Genomic DNA, 23,361 nt, shown 5'->3' with positions numbered 1-23,361 from the left:
CCAACGGAATGGCGGCTGCGATGGAGACTGAAATCAGCTTGTGAATGGCAGCAGAGAAACGCATGTCCCAAACCGTTCTGTTGCCAGTTTATTCGTCCGGCTCAACAACCGTTGGCCACATCCCATCCTTCCACACGATGAAAGGATTAAACCTTTCCCACATCGCTTCACGCGCAGCTTCTTCGCCCGGATGGATCAATATGACGCCGTCCCTGTCTTGAATGAGGACGATCTCCTCCCCTTCGAGGAAGAAATCATCCGGAATGGCAACAAGGCGCCGATTATCTTCTCTGATGATCCTGCTTCTATGTTCTCTTGTAGTTGGCGACATCGGTGCCTCCATCACAGGTTGGATTCCCATAACACAAGGCGGCGACTTCAATTACTCCGCCGCGATGCCCATCCGCATGCGCTCCATTTCCTCAAGCGCACGGCGGTATTCGACCGGCATGACCTTGCGGAATTTCGGCCGGAACTCGACCCAATGGTCGAGGATTTCCTTGGCGCGCGGCGAGCCCGTGTAGTGCAGATGATTGGAGATCAGCTGGTAGAGCCGCTCGTCGTCATGGCGTGTCATGTCGCCGGCGACATCGACCATGCCCTTGTGCATGAGGTCGCCGCCGTGATGATGCAGCTTCTCCAGCATATCGTCCTCTTCCGGAACCGGCTCGAGTTCGACCATCGCCATATTGCAGCGCTTGGGGAAATCGTCGCTCTCATCCAGCACATAGGCGACACCGCCCGACATCCCAGCTGCAAAGTTGCGGCCGGTCTCGCCGAGAACCACGACCACACCGCCGGTCATGTATTCGCAGCCATGGTCGCCCACGCCCTCGACAACCGCGATGGCGCCGGAGTTGCGCACGGCGAAGCGTTCGCCGGCGACGCCGTTGAAATAGCACTCGCCCGAGATCGCGCCGTACAGCACCGTGTTCCCAACGATGATCGACTTGGCCGCGACGATCCTGGAATTTTCCGGCGGACGCACGACGATGCGGCCACCTGAAAGACCCTTGCCGACATAGTCGTTGCCATCGCCGATCAGCTCGAACGTGATGCCGTTCGCCAGGAACGCGCCGAACGACTGTCCCGCCGTGCCGGTCAGCTTCACCGTGATCGTGTCGTCCTTCAGTCCCTTGTGACGGTAACGCTTGGCAACTTCACCGGACAGCATCGCACCGGCCGAGCGATCGACATTCTTGATATCGACCTCGATGGTGACGGGCGTCTTTGATTCCAGCGCCGGCTGTGCTTCTGCAATCAGCCTGCGGTCGAGAATGTCGTGGATCGGATGGTTCTGCCGCTCCGTCCAATAGGTCTTTTCCTTCGGCGCATCCACCTTGTGGAAGATGCGGGAGAAGTCGAGCCCATTGGCCTTCCAGTGCGAGATCATCGCATCCTTTTCAAGCAGTTCGGAAAGGCCGATGACCTCGTCGAACTTGGCAAAACCGAGCGATGCGAGAATTTCGCGTACTTCCTCTGCGACGAAGAAGAAGTAGTTGACCACATGCTCGGGCGCACCCTTGAAGCGCTTGCGCAGGACCGGGTCCTGTGTCGCCACGCCAACCGGACAGGTGTTGAGATGGCATTTGCGCATCATGATGCAGCCGGCGGCAATCAGCGGCGCGGTGGAGAAGCCGAACTCGTCGGCGCCCAGGAGCGCGCCGATGATCACGTCGCGGCCGGTCTTCAGGCCGCCATCGACCTGCAGCGCGATACGCGACCGAAGGCCGTTCAGCACCAGCGTCTGATGGGTTTCGGCAAGGCCGATTTCCCAGGGGCTGCCGGCATGCTTCAGCGATGTCAGCGGCGACGCGCCGGTGCCGCCGTCATAGCCGGAGACGGTGATATGATCGGCGCGCGCCTTGGCGACACCGGCCGCAACCGTGCCGACGCCGACTTCCGAGACCAGCTTGACGGAGATATCCGCTTCCGGGTTGACGTTCTTCAGGTCGTAGATCAGCTGCGCCAGATCTTCGATCGAATAGATGTCATGGTGCGGCGGCGGCGAAATCAGGCCGACGCCCGGTGTCGAATGCCGTGTCTTGGCAACGGTCGCATCGACCTTATGGCCGGGCAGCTGGCCGCCCTCGCCGGGCTTGGCACCCTGCGCCACCTTGATCTGCAGCATGTCGGCATTGACCAGATATTCGGTCGTGACGCCGAAACGGCCGGACGCGATCTGCTTGATCGCCGAGCGTTCCGGATTGCGCGAGCCATTATAAAGCGGCAGGTAACGGTCGGCTTCTTCGCCGCCCTCGCCGGTGTTCGACTTGCCGCCGATGCTGTTCATGGCAATCGCCAGCGTCGTATGGGCTTCGCGCGAGATCGAACCGAACGACATGGCGCCGGTGGAAAACCGCTTGACGATATCGGCGGCCGGCTCGACCGCCTCGATCGGGATCGGCTTGCGGCCGGTCGCTTCCGCGCCCTTGATTGAAAACAGGCCGCGAATGGTGTTCATCCGCAAGGCTGCGCCATTCACCATCTCGGCAAATTCGCGGTAGCGATCTTCTGCATTGCCGCGCACGGCATGCTGCAGCGAGGCGACAGCGTCCGGCGACCAGGCATGGCCTTCGCCGCGCATGCGGTAGGCATATTCGCCGCCGATATCGAGCGTGCTCTTCAACAGCGGATCAGCGCCGAAGGCGGCCTGATGGCGATTGAAGGTTTCCTTGGCGATTTCTTCCAGGCCGATGCCTTCAATCTGCGTTGCCGTGCCGAAGAAATACCGGTCGATCAGTTCGGAGTTCAAACCGATCGCATCGAAGATCTGGCCGCCGCAATAGGACTGGTAGGTCGAGATGCCCATCTTGGACATGACCTTGAGTATACCCTTGCCGACCGCCTTGATGTAGCGGTAGACGACTTCGCTGCCATCGACTTCCTTCGGAAATTCGCCACGCTTGTGCATGTCGGTCAGCGTATCGAACGCGAGATAAGGGTTGATCGCCTCGGCGCCATAGCCTGCCAGCAGGCAGAAATGGTGCACTTCGCGCGGCTCACCGGTCTCCACCACGAGACCGACCGAGGTGCGAAGCCCCTTGCGGATCAGGTGATGGTGGACGGCGGCGGTCGCCAGCAGTGCCGGGATCGCGATGCGGTCCGGGCCGATCTGCCGGTCGGACAGCACGATGATGTTGTAGCCACCCTTGACGGCGGCTTCGGCGCGCTCGCACAGCCGGTCGAGAATTTCCGGCATGCCTTCCGCACCACGCGCGATATCATAGGTGAAATCGAGCGTCTTGGTGTCGAAACGGTCTTCCGTGTGGCCGATCGAGCGGATCTTTTCCAGATCGCCATTGGTCAGGATCGGCTGGCGCACTTCCAGCCGCTTGGCATGCGCCATGCCGGCATGATCGAGCAGGTTCGGGCGCGGGCCGATGAACGAGACCAGGCTCATCACCAGCTCTTCGCGGATCGGATCGATCGGCGGGTTGGTGACCTGCGCGAAGTTCTGCTTGAAATAGGTATAAAGCAGCTTGGTCTTGTCCGACATTGCCGAAATCGGCGTATCGGTACCCATCGAGCCGATGGCTTCCTGGCCGGTCGTGGCCATCGGCGACATCAGGATCTTGGTGTCTTCCTGGGTATAGCCGAACGCCTGCTGGCGATCGAGCAGCGACACGTCGCGGCGCAGCGCCCGGGGTTCGACCGGCTTCAGGTCCTCGAGAATGAGCTGGGTGTTGTCCAGCCACTGGCGGTAGGGATGCTGGTTGGCAAGGTTCGACTTCAGCTCCTCGTCGGAGATGATGCGGCCTTCCTCCATATCGATCAGCAGCATCTTGCCCGGCTGCAGGCGCCACTTCTTGACGATGCTCTCTTCCTTGACCGGCAGGGTGCCGGCCTCGGACGCGAGGATGACGCGGTCGTCGTCAGTGACCAGATAACGTGCCGGGCGCAGGCCGTTGCGGTCGAGCGTCGCGCCGATCTGCTTGCCATCGGTAAAGCAGACGGCGGCCGGGCCATCCCACGGCTCCATCAGAGCGGCATGATATTCGTAGAATGCCTTGCGCTCGGGCGCCATCAGCTGGTTGCCGGCCCAGGCCTCCGGGATCAGCATCATGACCGCATGCGACAGCGGATACCCGCCCTGCACCAGGAATTCGAGCGCGTTATCGAAACAGGCTGTATCCGACTGCCCCTCATAGGAGATCGGCCACAGCTTGGAAATATCGCCGCCGAACAGCGGCGAGGATACCGAAGCCTGCCGTGCGGCCATCCAGTTGACGTTGGCGCGCAGCGTGTTGATCTCGCCGTTATGGGCGACCATGCGGTAGGGATGCGCCAGCTTCCACGACGGAAAGGTGTTGGTCGAGAAGCGCTGGTGCACAAGGGCGACAGCCGATTCGAAGCGGGGATCGGCCAGATCCTTGAAATAGGCGGCCACCTGATAGGCCAGAAACATGCCCTTGTAGACAATGGTCTTGGTCGACAGCGACACCGGATAGAAGCCGGTCTCGGCGCCTTTGAAGGCATCGTAGATGCGGTTTGAGATCACCTTGCGCAGCGTAAACAGGCGGCGTTCAAATTCGGCATTGGTCGCGGCATCGCGGCCGGCCCCGATGAACACCTGCACATGATGCGGCTCGGTCGCAGCAATATGCTCGGCCTTGGACAAAGAGGCGTTATCGACCGGCACTTCACGGAAGCCGAGCAGCGTCTGGCCCTCTTCCGCAACGACCTCGGTGATCACCTGCTTAAAATGGGCGATCTGCGCCTCGTCCTGTGGCATGAACAGGTATCCGACGGCGTATTCACCAGCCTTCGGCAGCGTAACGCCCTGCAGCGCCATTTCCTCGCGGAAGAAGCGGTCGGGAATCTGAACCAGAATGCCGGCACCATCACCCATCAAAGGATCGGCGCCGACAGCGCCGCGATGCGTCAGGTTTTCCAGGATGAACAGGCCATCCTTGACGATCTGGTGGGACTTCTGGCCCTTCATATGGGCGACGAAACCGACGCCGCAGGCATCATGTTCGTTGCGCGGGTCGTAAAGACCCTGTTTTTTCGGCAGGCCCGGAAATGCGGTATGCGTCTCAACCGTCGCGGTTTCGCGCGCAATGTTGAGCCCAGTTACGGTGGATGGCGTAAGGTCCGTCATCGTCTTCCCTCCTGTTAACCCGGCATGGCCGGATATTTCCGCAGTCCAGGCAGGCTTTTGCGGGCAAGAGTCCCGTTCAGGCCGGCACCGGCATTATCGTTGCATGATCCTGATCCGGTCGCAAATGAAGCATTGACTGCATCCGGCACAGAGTGCTCGCGACCATCGCGATTGTCCCGCCGGCCCGGATCAGATAACGTCCGGCGCGGTCTACAATCGTCAGCTGGAAGCCGCATCAGGCGGGCGTTCCGGCGTCCTTCCGGTCTTGAGACCGAAATAGGACAGTCATACTGTCCTATTTCATAGGCTCTATGCCAGAAAGCACCCTCCTCCGCAAGACCACTCATGCAAAATATTCAGACCTATTTTGCCGAACATTGCGGTTAATTTCACGTTTTTGTAATTTTCTTTCGTCAACTCCATATTTTCTTCAATTTGGTTTCAAACTGGTCTGATATTGTCCTTATCTCGCCTCTCCTGGATTGATTGCCGCAACGGCATCCGTATGGTCTCGCCTGACCAACCAATTCGGGGAGCGTTTCTCCGGCATAGCAGGATCGCATCATGATTTTCTCCTCCGACAACTGGGCAGGCGCCCATCCCGTGATCGCCGAAAGCCTCGTCAAGGCTGCCGGTGGCTTTGCATCGGCCTATGGCACCAGCGATCTCGACAAGAAGGTCGAAAAGACGCTGTCTGAAGTGTTCGAGCGCGACGTAGCCGTGTTCTTCGTCGCAACCGGCACGGCCGCCAACTCACTTGCCCTGGCCAGCACCAATCGCCCAGGCGGTCACGTTCTGTGCCACCGCGAAGCGCATGTGAATGCCGACGAATGCGGCGCGCCCGAATTCTTCTCGCATGGCGCCAAGCTTGCGCCGGTCGATGGCCCCCACGGCAAGATGGATCCGGCCCGGCTGGAAAAGGAAATCCAGCGCACACGCGGCGGCGGCGTCCATGGCGGCCAGCCGATGGCAATCACCATGACGCAGGCGACGGAAGCCGGCACCGTCTATAGCCTTGCCGAAATCGACACGATCGCCGCCATCGCCAAGGCGGCCAAGCTGCCCTTGCATATGGACGGCGCCCGTTTTGCCAATGCACTGGTGACGCTTGATACGACACCGGCCGAAATGACCTGGAAACGCGGCATCGACCTTCTCTCCTTTGGCGGTACCAAAAATGGTTGCTGGTGCGCCGAGGCGCTGATCATGTTCGATACGTCGAAGGCCGAGGAAATGGGCTATCTGCGCAAACGCTCCGCCCAGCTGTTTTCGAAATCCCGCTTCATCGCCGCCCAGTTCGACGCCTATCTGGAAGGCGGCCTCTGGCTCGATCTCGCCCGCCACGCCAACGGCATGGCAACCCGGCTGGCCGAGGGTATTGCGGGCTCAAACAGCACGCGGCTTGCCTGGCCAAGCGGCTCCAACGAACTGTTCGTTGTGCTTAAAACGGAAACCGCTGCCAAGCTGCAGGCCGATGGTGCCGTGTTTTATGATTGGCCAGTGCCGCATGCGCTGGCGGATACCGTCGCTGGCGACGAGGGCCTCTACCGCCTGGTCACCAGCTTTGCGACGACGCCCGATGATGTCGATCAGTTCCTGAAGGCGCTCTGATCAGAGCGACGGTTTGCCTGCCGGGGACGCCGCCTGCAGCCCGCCGACCGTCGCCAGGATTTCACCGGACAGAGCTTTCACCAGTGCCCTGTCCGCGCCGCGCCGCGCCACCAGCACGAATTCCACATCCTCAAGCCGCGGCAACCTGTCCGACGTGATTTCCCGCAATCCGGCCGGGGCCATGCTGCGCGGCTGCACCAGAACGCCCATTCCGGCACGGGCGGCGGCCGTCAGGCCGCTAAGGCTGCCGCAGGTGCAGACGATGCGCCACGGCACGCCTGCCCGCTCCAGTGCTTCGAGTGCAACGCTGCGGGTAATGCTTGGCGGCGGAAAGGCGATCAGCGGCAGCACGTCACCCCGCATCACCCGCTCCGGATCGCGCGCCAGCCAGACCAGCGGCTCGCGATAGACCAGCTGGCCGCGCGCATCGCCGATCCGGCGCTTGGCGAGCACCAGATCGAGAGCGCCCTCATCCTGCATCTGATAAAGCGTACCGCTGAGCGCAACGGTCAGTTCAAGATCGACGGAGGCATGCGCCCGGGTAAAATCTTCCAGCACGGCCGGAAGCCGGCTCATGACGAAATCTTCCGAGACGCCAAGATGCAGGCGGCCATGCAGACTGCGCTCGGCAAACAGCGATTTCACCTGCCCGTCCAGCGACAGCATGGCGCGCGCCGGTCCCAAAAGCGCCTCGCCATCGGCCGTCAGCGACACACGATGCGTATCGCGCTCCACCAGCTTTCGCCCGAGATCAGCTTCCAGCCTGCGGATATGCTGGCTGACCGTCGATTGCCCGAGCCCCAGCCGCTCTGCGGCAAGCGTAAAGCTCGCCATCTGCTCGACGGCAAGAAAACTGCGCAGCTGAGCCAGATCCAGCATCGGTCATCCTGATTTGTGATAATCGTTATTACTTGCATTCGATATCATAATGACAATGATGCCGCCAATCACCTTTTCACTGTCTGGACGATCGATATGCGCCGTTTCCTGCCCGATACCTTCACCCTCCTTTTGGTCTGCACGGTCATCCTGGCATCGCTGCTGCCGATTTCCGGCGAGCCGGCGGACTGGTTCGGTCTTGCCACCAAGATTGCTATCGGGCTGCTGTTCTTCCTGCACGGTGCGCGGCTGTCGCGCGATGTCGTGGTGGCCGGCCTGCTGCATTGGCGGCTGCATATCGTCATCCTGGCCTCGACCTTCGTGCTCTTTCCGTTGCTCGGCCTTGCCATCGGCTTCCTGCCGCCGACCCTCCTGCCACCGGCGCTCTATACCGGCATCCTCTTTCTCTGTGTGCTGCCCTCGACCGTACAGTCGTCGATTGCCTTCACGTCGATGGCAGGCGGCAATGTACCCGCCGCCATCTGTGCCGCCTCGGCCTCCAATATTTTCGGGATGTTCCTGACGCCGCTTCTGGTCGGCCTGTTGTTTACAGCCGGCGGCCATGGCGGCTTCTCGTTCGATGCGCTCGAACAGATCCTGTTGCAGCTGCTGGCGCCGTTCATTCTCGGCCAGATCCTGCAGCCGTGGATCGGCAATTTCATCCGCGCCCGCAAGACGCTGCTGATGCCGGTCGATCGCGGCTCGATCCTGATGGTCGTCTATCTCGCCTTCAGCGAAGCGGTCACCGAAAACATCTGGAGCACGTTCTCCATCCGTGACATCGCTGTCGTCATCGTCCTCGACATCCTGCTTCTCGCCGTCGTGCTGATCGTCACCATGTACGGCAGCCGCCTGATGGGCTTTTCCAAGCAGGACGAGATCGCCATCACCTTCTGCGGCTCGAAAAAGAGCCTTGCCAGCGGCGTACCGATGGCCAACGTCATCTTCGCCGGCCAGGGCATCGGCAGTATCGTCCTGCCTTTGATGCTGTTTCACCAGATCCAGCTGATGGCCTGCGCGGTGATTGCCCAGAAATATGCCGAACGCAACCGCCGCCTGGCCGTTGCCGCCGCAAATGCAGCCGTCGCTGCGGCTCAGGCTGAGGTTTCGGCTCCGGCTCCGGTTGCACAATAAAGGCGTCGAGAGCGCTTTGGAACAAAAAAGCCGCCTGCAACACGCGGCTGCAAACGGCTCCCGAATATCCGCAGTGCCCCGAAAAGCACTGCGTTTTTTCTTCAGATCAACGGTTTAGTTGGTGGCGCCGGTGACCTGCGTCGCTTCGATCTGCTTCGGCGCCGACTGCGCGGCAACGATATCGATGCGGCGCGGCTTGGCGGCTTCCGGGATCTCGCGCAGGAGATCGATGTGAAGCAGGCCGTTCTTCAGCGAAGCGGACTGGATTTCCACATGGTCGGCGAGCTGGAAGCGGCGTTCAAACGCGCGCTTGGCAATGCCGCGATAGAGGAACTGGTTGTCGGTCGCCTTTTCTTCGCTCTTCTCACCTTTGACGGTCAGCGTGTGTTCGCGGGCTTCGATCGAAAGTTCGCTTTCGTCAAACCCGGCAACAGCCATGGTGATCCGGTAGGTGCTCTCGCCGGTCCGCTCGATATTGTAGGGCGGATAGGTCTGCGACTGGTCCGGCTGGCCGAGACTGTCGAGCATGGTGAAGAGACGGTCGAAACCGACGGTGGAACGGTAAAGGGGGGAAAAATCAACGTGACGCATGATGTCCTCTTGTGAGCAACGGGTGTGCGATCTTGGCTCTGTCATCCCTGCAAGTGGCAATGGCAGAACCGGTGAACGGGCCCGGTTTCGGCGCCCGTGAGGATGAGATGGGAATTGTTTTTGCGGCCTTCAAGCCCCCCGTTGCACAACTAAGAACGCGCATCTCATGACCCACGCCGCCGATAAACGCAGGATGAACGGCCGGTTCGAGCTGCGTTCAGCTTTCATGCTTTAAAACCGAACCATCGGAAGACGAGGCAGGCAGCCAAGGTGAACGTCCCTTCTCCCAAAGCTCCCTGTCCTCTACCAGCCGACTGTCTCTGGCCGGGAACGGTATAAGTCCCCCACCGTTTCCGGCCCTTTTTCCAGATGGCCAACATTTTTGACCGTGCGGATCGCTTCCCCACTGCTTTGCCTGCACCGTTCCTTAATCGATATTGATCAAAATAGGCGATCATAAATCCGGTGCATTGCAGGCGCATTCTTCTGCAGCCGGCGCACTGGTGTGTTGCCACTGCACCCTGAAAGACCCGCCGGACACGGACCTGCCATGACGTCAATGCTTCATTCCACCCCGGACAATCCGATCCCCGGCAATCATACCGTCGGGTTCTTCGAAGGCGTGGGCAACCGCAAGCTCCGTTATGCGATCTTCAAGTCCGATACGCCGGTCGCCAAGGGCACCGTCGTGCTGCTGCAGGGACGCAATGAATCGATCGAGAAATATGCCGAGACGATCGGCGAGCTCACCGCGCGTGGCCTGTGGGTCGCAACCTTCGACTGGCGCGGCCAGGCGGGCTCCGAGCGGCTCTTGAAAAACAGGCGCCGTGGTCACGTCAGGCGCTTTGCCGATTACGAGAGCGATCTCTCGACCTTCCTTGAAAAGATCGTGCTTCCCGATACCCGCCTGCCCTTCTTCATGCTGGCCCATTCGATGGGCGCACTGGTCGCCCTGGCGCAGGCGCCGCTGCTTGCCAGCCGCATCGACCGGCTGGCGATCGCCGCCCCCTTCATGGCGCTCGGCGGCCAAAAGGTCGGCCACGGCATGGTCAGCCTCCTGGCCAGCGCTTTCACGCTCTTTGGTCTCGGCTCCCTGCCCTTGATGCGCGACAAGGGTTCGCGGCCCTTTCCGGAAAATCTTTTAACCTCGGATGCACGGCGCTTTGCCCGCAACAAGGCATTGACGGACGCCCATCCGGAACTTGCGCTTGGACCGCCCACCGCCCGCTGGCTGCATGAGACATTCAAGGCGATCAAGCGCGTGTCCGCCCGCGAACATCTGACTCAGATCCGCGTGCCGACCATCGTGCTGGCGCCGACGCAGGACAGGCTGGTGCCGCATCTGGCGGTGGAGACCCTTGCCCGCAATTTTCGCGCCGGCCACATGATCCCGATCGACGGCGCCCGGCACGAACTCCTGCAGGAATCAGACCATTATCGCGCCCAGGCGATCGCCGCCATCGAGGCCTTCATCCCCGGCAGCACGGCGGACACGGCGCTCGCCGATAGCGAGGACCTGTCGGCCTGACATCCGTTGGGCTCTCAGCCCTTCAGGATGGCCAGCGCCTGTGTGTGGATTTCGGCACTGCCAGCAGCAATCACCTCGCCGCCCATTTCCGCCGGGCCGCCATTCCAGTCGGTGATGATGCCGCCGGCCTGTTCGATCAGCGGAATGATCCCGCCGACATCATAGGGCTTCAGGCCGCATTCGATGACGAGGTCGATATGACCGGCTGCCAGCAGCGCGAAAGCGTAGCAATCGCAGCCGTAGCGGGCGAGCTGCACCTTGTCCTGCACCGCCTCGAAGCGGGTCTTGATATCGCCGGTATAAAGATGCGGCGAGGTGGTGAAGAGGATGGCTTGGCTGAGATCGGCGCAAGCGCGTGTCGAGACCACCTTGTCTTCGCCCGGCCCGCGATAATGAGTGTTCTTGCCATCGGCGAAATAGCGCTCGCCGGTAAACGGCTGGTCCATCAGCCCCATCACCGCCTCGCCCTTGTGATAGAGGCCGATCAGCGTGCCCCAGACCGGCAGGCCAGAGATGAACGCGCGAGTCCCGTCGATCGGATCGATCACCCAGACATAATCCCGGTCGAGCCCGATATTGCCGAATTCCTCGCCCAGAATGCCATGCTCGGGAAAATGCGCCTCGATCAGCGCGCGGATTGCCGTTTCGGCCGCCCGGTCGCCCTCGGTAACCGGGTCGAAACCGGCAGCCTCCTTGTTGGCGACACTGATGCCGGTGCGGAAACGCGGCAGGGTCTGCGCCTTGGCAGCATCGGCAAGGCGATCGAAAAATTCACGGTCCGGCAGCATGAAACCTCACGAAAATAGGGGAATGGAAGGCTGAATCTGCTTATGGCACATTTTTTTGAAAAAGAAGCCTTTGGCAGGAAAATCGGAAAAAATCGCGCCGATCAGCAGATGTGACGGCAGTCTTGTGACGGTTTTACGAAGAACCGGCCTGAAAAATCAATAAACAGCGCGAAACCGGCCAATTTACAGCAATACCACATCCCAGGGTTTTGGCGCACTGCACCAATTGTGGCCAAATCTAGCTTGACAATTGTGCGCTGCAATATTAAATTTTCCCTACAGTCACTTGTGGCTGTAAATACCCTCCTTGGGTGTTTCCTCCCTAGACTTAGCCGCGCCACAAGCGCGGTTTTTTTTGTCTTGATGTCAGGGAAAGAATGTCCTGGAAAAGACGGCTATTCGGCAGCGAGCGGCGTCCCGGCCGCCGATGTACTTGGCGCATAACTTTCAACATGCGCCGCAAGTCCGCTGAGAAACATGCCGATCGCGTCTGCCAGCATCGGAAAATCCCGCTTCTTCTGCAGCGTCGTTTCATCGACATAGAGACCACGATTGATCTCGATCTGCAGCGCATGCAGCCCGCGCGCCGGCCGGCCGTAATGTTCGGTGATGAAGCCGCCGGCATAGGGCTTGTTGCGGGCGACGGAAAAGCCGAGATCCTCCAGGAGCGAGACCGCAGTCCGCGACAGATCGGCCGAGGCACTGGTGCCATAGCGGTCGCCGATAATGAAGTCGGGCCGTTGGCCCGTCCCGGCCAGCCGGATATTGCCCGGCATCGAATGGCAGTCGATCAGGACCGCCAGTCCGAACTGCACATGTGTGCGGGCAATCAGCCGCCGCAGGCAGGCATGATAGGGTTTGTAGATGGTCTCGATCCGTTCCAGCGCTTCGGAAACGGGAAAGCGGCCGCGGTAGATTTCCATGTTTTCAGCGACCAGCCGCGGCACTGTGCCAAGACCGCCCGCCACCCGCATCGAGCTGATATTGGCATGCGGCGGCAAGGGACCGTCGAACATACGCGGATCGAGCTCATAAGGTTCGCGGTTGACGTCAAGAAAGGCACGCGGGAAATGCGCCATTAACAAGGGGGCGCCGAGATCGGTGACGCAATGGAACAGTTCATCGACGAAATGATCTTCGGAGCGGCGGATCGACAGGTGGTCCAGGCGGGATTTTTTCAGGAAGGATGAACTGTAGACCCTGCCGCTATGGGGCGAATTGAAGACAAAGGGAATGCGCTGCATTTCCGGCTCGCGAACTTCGAACTGTTCGGTTTCGCTGACGTTCTGCGTCATCGCAGCCCTTTTTTACCATGTCACAATCTTGATGCTTCGTGTATGTTGCCAGCAGGCGGCAATCATGTCCATAGTCGTTTCCTGCCGGTGAGCGGGGCTTGACCTTCAGTCTTCACCGGATATTTACTCAACTGCGGTTTCATGACGTCACCGCAATTCCCGACATCGACACGTAAGGTGCAACGGCTTTAATCCATGAGTCCAAAAATCCTCCTCGCCGAAGACGATAACGACATGCGCCGGTTCCTGGTGAAAGCCCTGGAAAAGGCCGGTTACAAGGTATTGTCGTTCGACAATGGCGCCAGCGCCTATGACCGGCTGCGCGAAGAGCCGTTTTCGCTTCTTCTGACCGATATCGTCATGCCCGAAATGGACGGCATCGAGCTTGCCCGCCGGGCGACCGAACTCGATCCCGACCTCAAGGTCATGTTCATCACCGGCTTTGCCGCAGTGGCGCTGAACCCCGATTCGAAAGCTCCGAAGGACGCAAAGGTCCTGTCCAAGCCCTTCCATCTGCGTGATCTTGTGGACGAAGTGAACAAGATGCTGGCCGCTTAAGGCTGTGCCGCAGGGGCCGCAAAACTTCCTGTCAAAAAGCCGAAAAAAGCCTATTGACGCCCCAGGAGGTTTATGGTCTATGCGCCGACATCGGATGGGCGTGTAGCTCAGCGGGAGAGCACTACGTTGACATCGTAGGGGTCACAGGTTCAATCCCTGTCACGCCCACCATCCAGTTTCTAAAGGCCTTTCGGGAAACCGGAAGGCCTTTTTCGTTGTTGTTTCAGCCTGGATGACCGCCCGCAGCAGCTCCCGGAATGAACCGGTTGACTTTGCCATCCGCCACCGGGATCATGAACCGCCGTCAAAGACAGACCTCACACCAAAACCAAGGACGAGTTCGCCTGTGAAGGAACCGCGCTACGAGCTGCGCCAGGAACGGAATGGCACCTGGACCGTGATGGACGTGATCACGCATCTGCCGGCCGCATCGGACGGCCGTGATCTTGCAGGCCTAGATCGCGACGATGCGCGCGACATCATGGAGGCGCTTAATCGCGATCATCTTGCAGGGCGCAAAAGCCCGCTTCTCTAGATTGCAAAATCCCCTCCCCGTTACCGGAGAGGAGATTATACAATGGTTTACGTGATGAAATTGCCGGGTTTGCAAAGTGTCCAGCCCCGGCAATAAAGAGTGAAAACCGGCCGTCCGCATCCCCCAAACAAGGTAGGTGGTGACCGTTATTCTTCGAAATCAATCAGTTGCGCCGGAATTCGGGCTGCGATCGGGGCTCAGCGACGTCAGTCCGGCCAAATTTGCAATTTTGGGCGATATGATCGCAAAGCAATCCATTCAAACGTGCGGGGCAAGCCCGTTTGAAAGACTGCCGCCCTCCAAAAAACACGAAATATTGTTACGAAATTCGTGACGCGGGCGCAGTTTTGCGATAGGAACCGCTGAAATTGTGGTCCCTGAACCCTATATCTGCCGTTCACCCAGACAAGCTCAAGGAAGACGTCCATGCCTGCCTATCGCTCCCGCACCACCACCCACGGCCGCAACATGGCCGGCGCTCGCGGCCTTTGGCGTGCGACGGGCATGAAGGACGGCGATTTCGGCAAGCCGATTATTGCGGTGGTGAACTCGTTCACCCAGTTCGTGCCGGGCCATGTGCATCTGAAAGACCTCGGCCAGCTGGTGGCCCGCGAGATCGAAGCCAATGGCGGCGTCGCCAAGGAATTCAACACGATCGCCGTCGATGACGGTATCGCCATGGGCCATGATGGCATGCTCTACTCGCTGCCGTCGCGCGAGATCATCGCCGACAGCGTCGAATATATGGTCAATGCCCATTGCGCCGATGCGATGGTCTGCATTTCCAATTGCGACAAGATCACCCCCGGCATGCTGATGGCCTCGCTGCGCCTCAACATCCCGACCATCTTCGTTTCCGGCGGCCCGATGGAAGCCGGCAAGGTTCTGCTGTCCGACGGCAAGATCCATGCGCTCGATCTGGTCGATGCCATGGTGGCCGCCGCCGACGACAGCATGTCGGACGAGGACGTCAAGACCATCGAGCGCTCGGCCTGCCCGACCTGCGGCTCCTGCTCCGGCATGTTCACCGCCAATTCGATGAACTGTCTGACGGAAGCCCTTGGCCTGTCGCTGCCCGGCAACGGCTCGACGCTGGCGACCCATTCCGATCGTGAAAAGCTGTTTCTCGAAGCCGGCCGCCGCATCGTCGGTCTCGCCAAGCGCTACTACGAACAGGATGACGAAACGGCATTGCCGCGCACCATCGCGTCCAGGGGCGCATTTGAAAATGCCATGGCGCTCGATATCGCCATGGGCGGTTCGACCAACACCGTTCTGCACATTCTTGCCGCCGCCCATGAAGGCGAAATCGATTTCAACCTGGATGACATCGACCGGCTGTCGCGCAAGGTTCCGTGCCTCTCCAAGGTCGCGCCCGCCAAGTCTGACGTGCATATGGAAGACGTGCACCGGGCCGGCGGCATCATGGCGATCCTGGGCGAGCTCAACCGCGCAGGCCTCTTGAATGCCGACCTGCCGACCGTGCATGCCAAGACGCTACGCGATGCCCTGTCGCAATGGGATATTTCCGTCACCGACAATCCGACAGCACTTGAACTGTTCAGTGCCGCACCCGGCGGCGTGCCGACGCAGGTTGCCTTCAGCCAGAGCGCACGCTGGAAGGAACTCGACCTCGACCGCGAAAAGGGCGTCATCCGCGATGCCCAGCACCCGTTCTCCAAGGACGGCGGCTTGGCCGTGCTCAAGGGCAATATCGCCATCAACGGCTGCATCGTGAAGACAGCCGGCGTAGATGAATCGATCCTGAAATTCTCCGGCCCCGCCCGCGTCTTCGAAAGCCAAGATTCCTCGGTCAAGGCGATCCTTGCCAATGAGGTCAAAGCCGGCGATGTCGTTGTTATCCGCTATGAAGGTCCCAAGGGCGGCCCGGGCATGCAGGAAATGCTTTATCCGACCAGCTACCTGAAATCGAAGGGACTGGGCAAGGCCTGCGCCCTGATCACCGACGGCCGCTTTTCCGGCGGCACGTCCGGCCTCTCCATCGGCCACGTCTCGCCGGAAGCTGCCAATGGCGGCCTGATCGGCATCGTGCGCGAAGGCGACATGATCGATATCGACATCCCCAACCGGACGATCTCGCTGCGTGTCGATGACGCCGAAATCGCTGCGCGCCGCGCCGAACAGGACGCCAAGGGCTGGAAGCCGGTCGAGCTGCGCAAGCGCAAGGTCACCACGGCGCTGAAAGCCTACGCCGCCTTCGCCACCTCGGCCGACCGTGGCGCCGTTCGCGATCTCGGCGATCTCGGCTAAAAGCAGCCGTACGCATCTTTCACCGATCGACACCCCTGAATCCCAGTGGATTCAGGGGTGTTTCTTTTTCAACTGCAAAAACTCTTGCGCACAACGCTCTGAACTGAACGCCGCCCTTTGGTGCAATTCTTTGCAGAGCCGCCATTCGGCCGTCATTCGGATATAGGCAAATGCCGCAAACGCGCCCACACTTCCGTGTGCAAGCCCCATCCCAAAGCCCACCATTCCGAGCAGACCCATGCAAGCCGAACAGACGATCCTGAAAATCTCCATTGCCGTGACGATTCTGATCGCCTGTTCCGGCATTGCATTCGGCATCGTCACCGGCTCCTTCTCGATCGCCTTCGACGGGGTCTACTCGCTCGCCGATGCCAGCATGAGCACGCTCGCTTTGGTGGTCGCCAGGCTGATTGCCAGCGATGCGGACCCGGCCCGTGGCAAGGGCAAGCTGCGGGCGCGGTTTTCGCTCGGCTTCTGGCATCTCGAGCCGATCGTGCTCGGGCTGAACGGCGTCCTGTTGATGAGCGTTGCCGTCTACGCGCTGATCAACGCGATCATCAGCATTCTCTCCGGCGGCCATGCGCTCGAATTCGATTATGCGATCCTCTATGCGGCCATCACGCTTGCGGCCTGCCTGACCATGGCCGCCGTCGTCCGCAGGAAAAACGCCACGATCCGCTCCGGATTTCTAACCCTGGATGCCACCGCCTGGCTGATGTCCGCCGGTATCACGGCCGCCCTGTTGATCGCCTTTATCGGCGGCTTTTTCGTCGACGGCACGCAGCTTGCCTGGATCGCGCCCTATATTGACCCGGCCGTTCTGGCGCTGGTCTCCGTCGTCATCATTCCGATGCCGGTCGGCACGGTGCGCCAGGCGCTGTCCGATATCCTGCTGATGACACCGGCGCCCTTGCGGGCAAGGATCGACGAAGTGGCGGAAGAGGTGGTGCAGGAACAGGCCTTCCTGTCCCACCGCGCCTATGTCGCCCGCATCGGCCGGTTGATGCAGGTGGAGCTTTATTTCATCGTGCCACCGGGCATGCCCGCCCGCACGATCGAGGAATGGGACCAGCTGCGCGACGATATCGGCGCCCGCATCGGCAGCGAAGGCCCCAATCGCTGGCTGACAATCGCTTTCACCGCCGACACGGAATGGGCGGAATAGCCGTTTTCCCGCGAAGTTCCCGGTGCTGCCGGTTATTTGCGTGCGGAAACTATCAGGAACATCGGCCGCTCGCGTTCGTCTGCCCATTCCGGATGGGCGGCCACCTGTTCAAGCGACGGCCCCCATTCCTCGACATGCTGCAATGTGAAACCGGCGCCGATCAGCATATTGATCAGCGTGCCCAGCGTCCGGTGCTGCTTGACGACGCCCTTGGCAAGCCAGTCCGTCGTGCGCGGACCTTCGTCGAGATAACCGTTGACCGGCCATGTCGTCCGCCCATCGGCATCCTTGGACCAGCCGGGATGGGCCGGCGCCATGTAGATCGGGTGTTCGGTCGAAAACACCAGCTGGCCGTCGGGCGCAAGGGCCGCATGGACGCGGCGAAGCAGCGCTTGAAGATCCTTGAGGTAATGAAAGGCAAGCGAACTGTAGACGAGGTCAACCGACGCCTGCGGCAACTCCAGCACCTCGAGATCGGCCTTCTCATAGACGATCGCCGGATTTGAGGTCGCCCGTGCCCGCGCCAGCATGTTGTCCGACACATCGAAGCCAACCACGCTTGCAGCACCCTCATCCCAGGCAAACCGGCAGAACCAGCCGAACCCACAGCCGAGATCGGCAATCCGCTTGCCCTTCAGGTCCGGCAGCAACGCCCGGATCGACGCCCATTCAGCAGCCCCGTCGAGCCCCTCGACCGACCGGCCGAGCTGGCTATAGCCTTCAAAAAATTCCGGATTGTCGTAGACATTCTGCGTCATGGTTCACCACCGTCTTTGCCGCCGCAGCGCTTATAGCGGCGTTTTTCCTCGTCCTGTCAGCCCTTTGTGGCAGGAATTGTGCGGTCTGGAATGAATTTGCATGGAAATGAGAGGGGGGCGGAGCGACGGGTGGTGAACTCCAGCTCCCCCCAACGGGTATCAGTTTGCCGCCTGTGGCTCCATATAGGCCAGTTCCCACACATGGCCGTCCGGGTCCTGGAAGCTGCAGCCATACATGAAGCCGTAATCCATCACCGGCCGCCATTCCTTGCCGCCGAGCGACAGCGCCTTGGCCAGCGTCTCGTCCACTTCCTGGCGGCTTGCGGCAGACAGCGCTGTCAGCACTTCCGTCGCCTTGCTGGTATCGCTGATCTCATCGATGATGAAGTCCTTGAAACGCGCTTCCTGCAAGAGCATGACGAAGATGTTTTCCTCGACGATCATGCACAGCGTATCGTCGCTGGAAAAATCCGGATTGAAGCCGAAGCCGAGGCCGGCAAAAAACGCCTTCGACCTCGAGATATCCTTGACCGGCAGGTTGACGAAAATCATTCTCATGGACAGTCTCCTCCTTGGTTAACACATGGTCCGCTTCCAGAAGCGGACCGGAATTCGTCATCAGGCAAGCGCCAGAAGGTCGGAACGCAACCGGTCCGGCCGCCCCTCGCCCAGCGCATCATCGACATCGGCATGGGTGCGCTTCCAGATTGGCACCGCCGTCGAGAGCAGCGCATGACCTGCCGGCGTCAGCTTCATCCGCCGCAGCCGGCGATCCCTGTCATCGCTCATCGTAACGAGCAGCCCGCGCTTTTCCAGTGGCTTCAGCGCCGCCGTCAGCGTGGTGCGATCCATCGCCAGAAGATTGGCAACCGGGCCCATTCCCGGCGGGTCCGGCCGATTGAGCGACATCAGCAGGGAAAATTGCCCATTGGTCAGATCGAGCGGCCGCAATGCCTCGTCGAATTTCCGCGCCAAAGCCCGCGCCGCGCGCTGCACATGAAGGCACAGGCATGTGTCGCGAACATGAAGGGTGGTTTCGAAGGGAATCACGATGGGCTTTGACATGGGCTAATAATGTTGATATCAACCTATTTAGTCAAGCGGAACGAAACGCGATTTTCTGAGGAGGAATGAACGATGTTGAGCAATCCGGTTGTATCCAGAGACGAATGGCTTGAAGCGCGCAGGGCCCTGCTCGTTACCGAAAAGGAAGAAACCAAGCTACGCGACAAGATCCGCGCCGCCCGGCAGAACATGCCCTGGGTGAAGGTCGACAAGGCCTATATGTTCGAGACGCCGCAGGGGCAAAAGACACTTGCCGACCTGTTCGACGGCCGCAGCCAGCTGATGATCTATCATTTCATGTTCGGCCCGGACTGGGAGGCCGGCTGCCCCGGCTGTTCTTTCCTGTCCGATCATATCGATGGCACGCTTGCCCATCTCAACAATCACGACGTCACCTATGTGACCGTCTCGCGCGCACCGCTCGACAAGATCGAAGCCTATAAGAAGCGCATGGGCTGGAAATTCCCCTGGGTCTCGTCCTTCGGCAGCGATTTCAATTTCGACTACCATGTCTCCCTCACCAAGGAAGAGCTGGAAAGCGGCAAGGTCTTTTACAATTTCCGCGAAACATCCGGCGACGACGCCCATGACGAGCTGCCTGGCATGAGCGCCTTCATCCGCGACGAGGCCGGCAATATCTACCACACCTATTCCGACTATGCCCGCGGCGGCGAAGAAATCCTGACGACGCTGATGATCCTCGACCGGGCGCCCAAGGGCCGCAATGAAACATCGACACTGAGCTTCGTGAAGCGTCATGACGAATATGACGCAGAGGCAAAGCCCCATTCCTGCTGTGCCTGACCTGACTGACCCGGAAATCGCCCTTGGGAGAGGAGAAGACGCGATGAAGGCAGATCTTGTGGACGAACACCGCTGGCTCCAGCAGCTGACGGGACGATGGCGCCTGACGTTCAATCCTTCCCAGGAAAGCGGCGATATGGATGGCGGCGCCAGCTGGGAGGAGACCGCCCGCTTGCTGGGCGATGCCTGGATCGTTGCCGAGGCCACCGGCACGATGCCGGACGGCAGCGCGGCAACGAATATCCTGGCGCTCGGCTACGATCCGGCAAGGAAACTTTAAGTTGGATCGTTCATCAGTTCCGTCATGACAAACCTCTGGATTTACGAGGGAAAGCTCGATGAAACCGGAAAGGTGCTGACGCTCGACTGCGAAGGCCCCGATTTCGGCAATCCCGGCCAAACCGCCCGCTACCAGGACATCATCACCATCAGGGACGCGGATAGCCGCAATTTCTCGTCCCGCATCCGCCGTGCCGACGGCACGTGGAAATCCGTCATGTCCTGCGACTACAACCGCATTTGAACAATCCAGCGATCCCGGCCAGACGGCCATAAACTTGAGGAGGAGAATTGCAATGAAAAAAGGACATGGCGCATTCGTCTGGTACGAACTGATGACCACCGATACCAAGGCTGCCGAAACCTTCTATGATGACGTGGTCGGCTGGACCTCGGCCGATTCCGGCATGCCCGATGCGGATTATACGCTGTTCAAGACCAACGGCTTGCGGGTTGCCGGCCTGATGACATTGCCGCAGAGCGCCCGGGACATGAACGTTCCACCGGCCTGGCTCGGCTATATCGGCGTCGATGATGTCGATGCTTCAGCGGAAAAACTCGTCAAGCTCGGCGGCACCGTGCACCGGCAGCCGGACGATATCCCAGGCGTTGGCCGCTTCGCCGTTGTTGCCGACCCGCATGGTGCCGTGTTTGCCCTGTTCAGCACGAGTGACGGCGAAATGCCGGATATCAAGCAGATGGACCCCGGCAGCATCGGCTGGCATGAGCTGATGGCCGGCGATATTGCCGTCGAGCTTCCGTTCTATCAGGAAATGTTCGGCTGGCAGAAGGATGATGGCCTCGATATGGGCGACATGGGCATTTACCAGCTCTTTTCCCATGACGGCGCCCAGATTGGCGGCATGATGAACAAGCTGGCCGCCATCCCGGCACCACCCTATTGGGGGTTCTACTTCAACGTCGATGCTCTCGATGCAGCCATCGACCGCTCCAACGCCAAGGGCGGCAAGGTCGTCAACGGCCCGATGGAAGTCCCCGGCGGCGCTTGGGTGGTCAATTGCGTCGATCCGCAGGGCGCCCATTTCAATCTCGTGGCGATGAAACGCTGATCCATTCGACGGGCACCGGCGCAATACGCCGGTGCCACCTTATGAGGAACTCCCGGAGGTCCCATGACGCTGGACGCAATCGAGGTCATCACCCTGTTCGTCGATGATATCGATGAAGCCATGTCATTTTATCAGCGGGCGTTTAATCCCAAGGTTCTATTTGAAGACGACGTCTCCGCCGTGTTGAATTTCTCCGGCCTGCTGGTCAATTTGCTGATATCGAGCGAAGCACCGGAGCTGGTGACACCTTTGCCTGTGGCTGCATCATCCTCCGGCTCGCGTATGTTGTTGACGATCAAGGTTGATGACACCGACGCCGTCTGCGCCGAACTCAACCGCCTCGGGATCACGCTGCTCAACGGCCCGATCGACCGTCCCTGGGGCCGCCGCACCGCAGCCTTCGCCGATCCTTCCGGCCATGTCTGGGAGATTGCGGCAGACATCAAGTAACCGGCAGGGCATTCCCCGGTGTTTTACCCAAGATGGACACCAGCATCACCTGCAAACGGGTTATTTCTGCAACTCCTAAAATATGGTAGATATCGCCCAGTCGAGGGCAAGGACCATGTCCAATTCGCTACTGGAAGCACTGAGCGCTGCAGAACTTCACTGTCCGGTGATCACTGCCGGTGATCCGGACTATGATCGCTACCGCCATGTCTGGAACGGCATCGCCGACCGCCTGCCGCGCGCGATCGTGCGCCCTCAGGATGTCGAGGATGTTCAAAAAGCCGTGCGGGCGGCGGCGGCCTCCGGAGCCTTACTTGCCGTGCGCGGCGGCGGCCATAGCCTGCCTGGTCTCTCCACTTGCAATGACGGGCTGGTGCTCGACCTCTCCCTGATCCGTCCCATCGTTATCGACAACCAGGCCCAGACCGTCGATGTCGGCGGCGGCGCTTTGCTCGGCGATCTCGATCGCGCAACGGTGCCACGGGGTTACATCGTGCCCGCAGGCGTGATTTCCCACACCGGCATTGCCGGACTGACGCTGGGCGGCGGCATGGGCTGGGCGAGCCGCAAGTATGGCCTGACGATCGACAGCCTGCTGGGTGCCGAAATCGTGCTCGCCAGCGGCGATATCACCTGGACCAGCCCAACCTGGAACCCGGAACTCTTCTGGGCCATTCGCGGCGGCGGCGGAAATTTCGGCGTTATCACCCGCTTCCGGTTCCAGTTGCATCCGTTCGACGGAATTGTCGCTGGCCAATGGAACTACCCGTTCAGCCGTGCCCGCCAGGTCCTTCCGGCTTTGCGCGATCTGCTGCGGCAACAATCCAGGGATCTGACCGTGTCTTTCACTGCATCGCAATCGGGGATCGCCGTCACGGCTGTTTGGTTCGGTGATACCGCATACGCGCCAGCAACATTGTTACCGTTCGGAACCTTGGCTCACGGTGCCGGTGGCGGCCTGGAAAACCTGTCCTATCTCACGCTGCAAAGCCGCAACGACGCAGCCTATGCCTGGTCGCGCCGTTATTATGCCAAAGGCGGTTTCTGGTCCGAAATCAGCGATCAGGCCATCGGGCACATCGTCGATGCGATCGCGCATGCGCCGGCGCCGGATTGCGAAATCTACGTCCTTCAGCTCGGCGGCGCGATCAGTGACGTGCCGGACGAGGCAACCGCCTATACCGGGCGCAACGCCGGCTTTTACTGGCTGTGCGAACCCATCTGGGACGATAGCACCGGCGATGACGGATGTATCGAATGGGGCCGCAGGAACGGCCGTCTGCTGTCCGATGGCTCGATCCCCGGAAATTACGTCAACGAGCAGGGCGACACCGGCTCGCACATCGCCCGCGATGCCTATGGCCATGAGAAATACCAGCGCCTTGCCCGCCTCAAGGCCCGCCTCGATCCGGCCAATCTGTTCCGCCTCAACCAGAACATCGAACCGCAGGAATAGGCCCAAGTCAGCTATGCAAT

The 23,361-nt window shown here is 60.3% G+C and carries 20 protein-coding genes, 1 tRNA gene and 1 pseudogene; 13 read left to right on the top strand and 9 right to left on the bottom strand.

All coding sequences use genetic code 11. The features are described from left to right. Positions 1–88 precede the first annotated feature (88 nt). Both ASD32_RS17645 and gltB read right to left on the bottom strand, forming a co-directional pair. Positions 89–331: a hypothetical protein gene (locus tag ASD32_RS17645; protein WP_156383217.1), complete on the bottom strand. Its 243-nt coding sequence runs from the start codon at positions 329–331 to the stop codon at positions 89–91. Between the two features lie 51 nt (positions 332–382). Next, positions 383–5,104: a glutamate synthase large subunit gene (gene gltB / locus ASD32_RS17640; RefSeq protein WP_060639332.1), complete on the bottom strand. Its 4,722-nt coding sequence runs from the start codon at positions 5,102–5,104 to the stop codon at positions 383–385. 564 nt (positions 5,105–5,668) lie between these two features. On the opposite strand from gltB, the gene ASD32_RS17635 reads away from it, so the two are divergent. Further along, a complete protein-coding gene (locus ASD32_RS17635) occupies positions 5,669–6,715 on the top strand; it encodes a low specificity L-threonine aldolase (protein ID WP_060639331.1) in 1,047 nt (348 codons plus the stop codon). Here ASD32_RS17635 and ASD32_RS17630 read toward each other — a convergent pair whose 3' ends face one another. Further along, positions 6,716–7,594, bottom strand: a complete 879-nt coding sequence (locus tag ASD32_RS17630) for a LysR substrate-binding domain-containing protein (protein ID WP_060639330.1) — start codon at positions 7,592–7,594, stop codon at positions 6,716–6,718. 96 nt (positions 7,595–7,690) lie between these two features. Between ASD32_RS17630 and ASD32_RS17625 the strand changes: the two genes are divergently transcribed. Next, on the top strand, positions 7,691–8,728 hold the full coding sequence (locus tag ASD32_RS17625) for a bile acid:sodium symporter family protein (RefSeq protein WP_082546805.1): 1,038 nt from the start codon (positions 7,691–7,693) through the stop codon (positions 8,726–8,728). 114 nt (positions 8,729–8,842) lie between these two features. On the opposite strand, the gene ASD32_RS17620 is transcribed toward ASD32_RS17625, so the two are convergent. After that, positions 8,843–9,319, bottom strand: a complete 477-nt coding sequence (locus ASD32_RS17620; RefSeq protein WP_060639329.1) for an Hsp20 family protein — start codon at positions 9,317–9,319, stop codon at positions 8,843–8,845. Between the two features lie 550 nt (positions 9,320–9,869). Between ASD32_RS17620 and ASD32_RS17615 the strand changes: the two genes are divergently transcribed. Then, entirely contained in the window at positions 9,870–10,847 is a 978-nt protein-coding gene (locus ASD32_RS17615; RefSeq protein WP_060639328.1) for an alpha/beta hydrolase, read from the top strand. A 14-nt stretch (positions 10,848–10,861) separates the two neighbouring features. Here the strand turns inward: ASD32_RS17615 and hisN are convergent, their stop codons facing one another. Together hisN and ASD32_RS17605 are read right to left on the bottom strand one after the other, a co-directional pair. After that, the gene (gene hisN, locus ASD32_RS17610) at positions 10,862–11,635 is read right to left on the bottom strand and encodes a histidinol-phosphatase (RefSeq protein WP_060639327.1); all 774 of its coding nucleotides are present in this window, start codon (positions 11,633–11,635) and stop codon (positions 10,862–10,864) included. A 395-nt stretch (positions 11,636–12,030) separates the two neighbouring features. After that, complete coding sequence (locus ASD32_RS17605) at positions 12,031–12,930, bottom strand: N-formylglutamate amidohydrolase (RefSeq protein WP_060639326.1); 900 nt, start codon at positions 12,928–12,930, stop codon at positions 12,031–12,033. 195 nt (positions 12,931–13,125) lie between these two features. Here ASD32_RS17605 and cpdR1 point away from each other — a divergent pair, with 195 nt between their 5' ends. The 5 genes from cpdR1 (at position 13,126) to ASD32_RS17575 (ending at position 17,459) form a co-directional block, all read left to right on the top strand. Continuing rightward, the gene (gene cpdR1, locus ASD32_RS17600) at positions 13,126–13,488 is read left to right on the top strand and encodes a response regulator CpdR1 (protein WP_018327941.1); all 363 of its coding nucleotides are present in this window, start codon (positions 13,126–13,128) and stop codon (positions 13,486–13,488) included. 96 nt (positions 13,489–13,584) lie between these two features. Beyond that, a tRNA-Val gene (locus ASD32_RS17595) sits at positions 13,585–13,659 on the top strand. Positions 13,660–13,834: 175 nt separating this feature from the next. Then, the gene (locus ASD32_RS17590; protein ID WP_060639573.1) at positions 13,835–14,023 is read left to right on the top strand and encodes a hypothetical protein; all 189 of its coding nucleotides are present in this window, start codon (positions 13,835–13,837) and stop codon (positions 14,021–14,023) included. Positions 14,024–14,449: 426 nt separating this feature from the next. Continuing rightward, positions 14,450–16,294, top strand: a complete 1,845-nt coding sequence (gene ilvD, locus ASD32_RS17585; protein WP_060639325.1) for a dihydroxy-acid dehydratase — start codon at positions 14,450–14,452, stop codon at positions 16,292–16,294. A gap of 238 nt (positions 16,295–16,532) precedes the next feature. Next, positions 16,533–17,459 (top strand): cation transporter, encoded by a 927-nt coding sequence (locus ASD32_RS17575; RefSeq protein ID WP_060639323.1) that lies wholly within the window; start codon positions 16,533–16,535, stop codon positions 17,457–17,459. 32 nt (positions 17,460–17,491) lie between these two features. On the opposite strand, the gene ASD32_RS17570 is transcribed toward ASD32_RS17575, so the two are convergent. The 3 genes from ASD32_RS17570 to ASD32_RS17560 all read right to left on the bottom strand — a co-directional run bounded on the left by ASD32_RS17570 (position 17,492) and on the right by ASD32_RS17560 (position 19,282). Then, positions 17,492–18,217, bottom strand: coding sequence for a class I SAM-dependent methyltransferase (locus ASD32_RS17570; RefSeq protein WP_060639322.1), 726 nt, complete (start codon positions 18,215–18,217; stop codon positions 17,492–17,494). Between the two features lie 159 nt (positions 18,218–18,376). Further along, on the bottom strand, positions 18,377–18,775 hold the full coding sequence (locus ASD32_RS17565) for a VOC family protein (protein WP_060639321.1): 399 nt from the start codon (positions 18,773–18,775) through the stop codon (positions 18,377–18,379). Positions 18,776–18,835: 60 nt separating this feature from the next. Next, entirely contained in the window at positions 18,836–19,282 is a 447-nt protein-coding gene (locus ASD32_RS17560; protein ID WP_060639320.1) for a MarR family winged helix-turn-helix transcriptional regulator, read from the bottom strand. 75 nt (positions 19,283–19,357) lie between these two features. On the opposite strand from ASD32_RS17560, the gene ASD32_RS17555 reads away from it, so the two are divergent. The 5 genes and pseudogenes from ASD32_RS17555 to ASD32_RS17530 all read left to right on the top strand — a co-directional run bounded on the left by ASD32_RS17555 (position 19,358) and on the right by ASD32_RS17530 (position 23,341). After that, positions 19,358–20,086 (top strand): thioredoxin family protein, encoded by a 729-nt coding sequence (locus ASD32_RS17555; protein ID WP_060639572.1) that lies wholly within the window; start codon positions 19,358–19,360, stop codon positions 20,084–20,086. After that, a pseudogene (locus ASD32_RS30705) lies at positions 20,040–20,609 on the top strand (DUF1579 domain-containing protein). Before ASD32_RS17555 ends, ASD32_RS30705 begins: the two are co-directional and overlap by 47 nt. Before the next feature lie 52 nt (positions 20,610–20,661). Beyond that, on the top strand, positions 20,662–21,435 hold the full coding sequence (locus tag ASD32_RS17540; RefSeq protein WP_060639317.1) for a VOC family protein: 774 nt from the start codon (positions 20,662–20,664) through the stop codon (positions 21,433–21,435). 63 nt (positions 21,436–21,498) lie between these two features. Further along, the gene (locus tag ASD32_RS17535) at positions 21,499–21,885 is read left to right on the top strand and encodes a VOC family protein (RefSeq protein ID WP_060639316.1); all 387 of its coding nucleotides are present in this window, start codon (positions 21,499–21,501) and stop codon (positions 21,883–21,885) included. A gap of 115 nt (positions 21,886–22,000) precedes the next feature. Then, positions 22,001–23,341 carry an FAD-binding oxidoreductase gene (locus ASD32_RS17530; protein ID WP_060639315.1) on the top strand — a complete coding sequence of 447 codons (1,341 nt, stop codon included), beginning with the start codon at positions 22,001–22,003 and terminating at the stop codon, positions 23,339–23,341. Positions 23,342–23,361 lie beyond the last annotated feature (20 nt).

This window comes from Rhizobium sp. Root483D2 (assembly GCF_001426685.1).
GTDB lineage: Bacteria > Pseudomonadota > Alphaproteobacteria > Rhizobiales > Rhizobiaceae > Pararhizobium > Pararhizobium qamdonense.
Note: the sequence above shows the minus strand (reverse complement) of the source record. Positions and strands in the feature narration are given on the sequence as shown.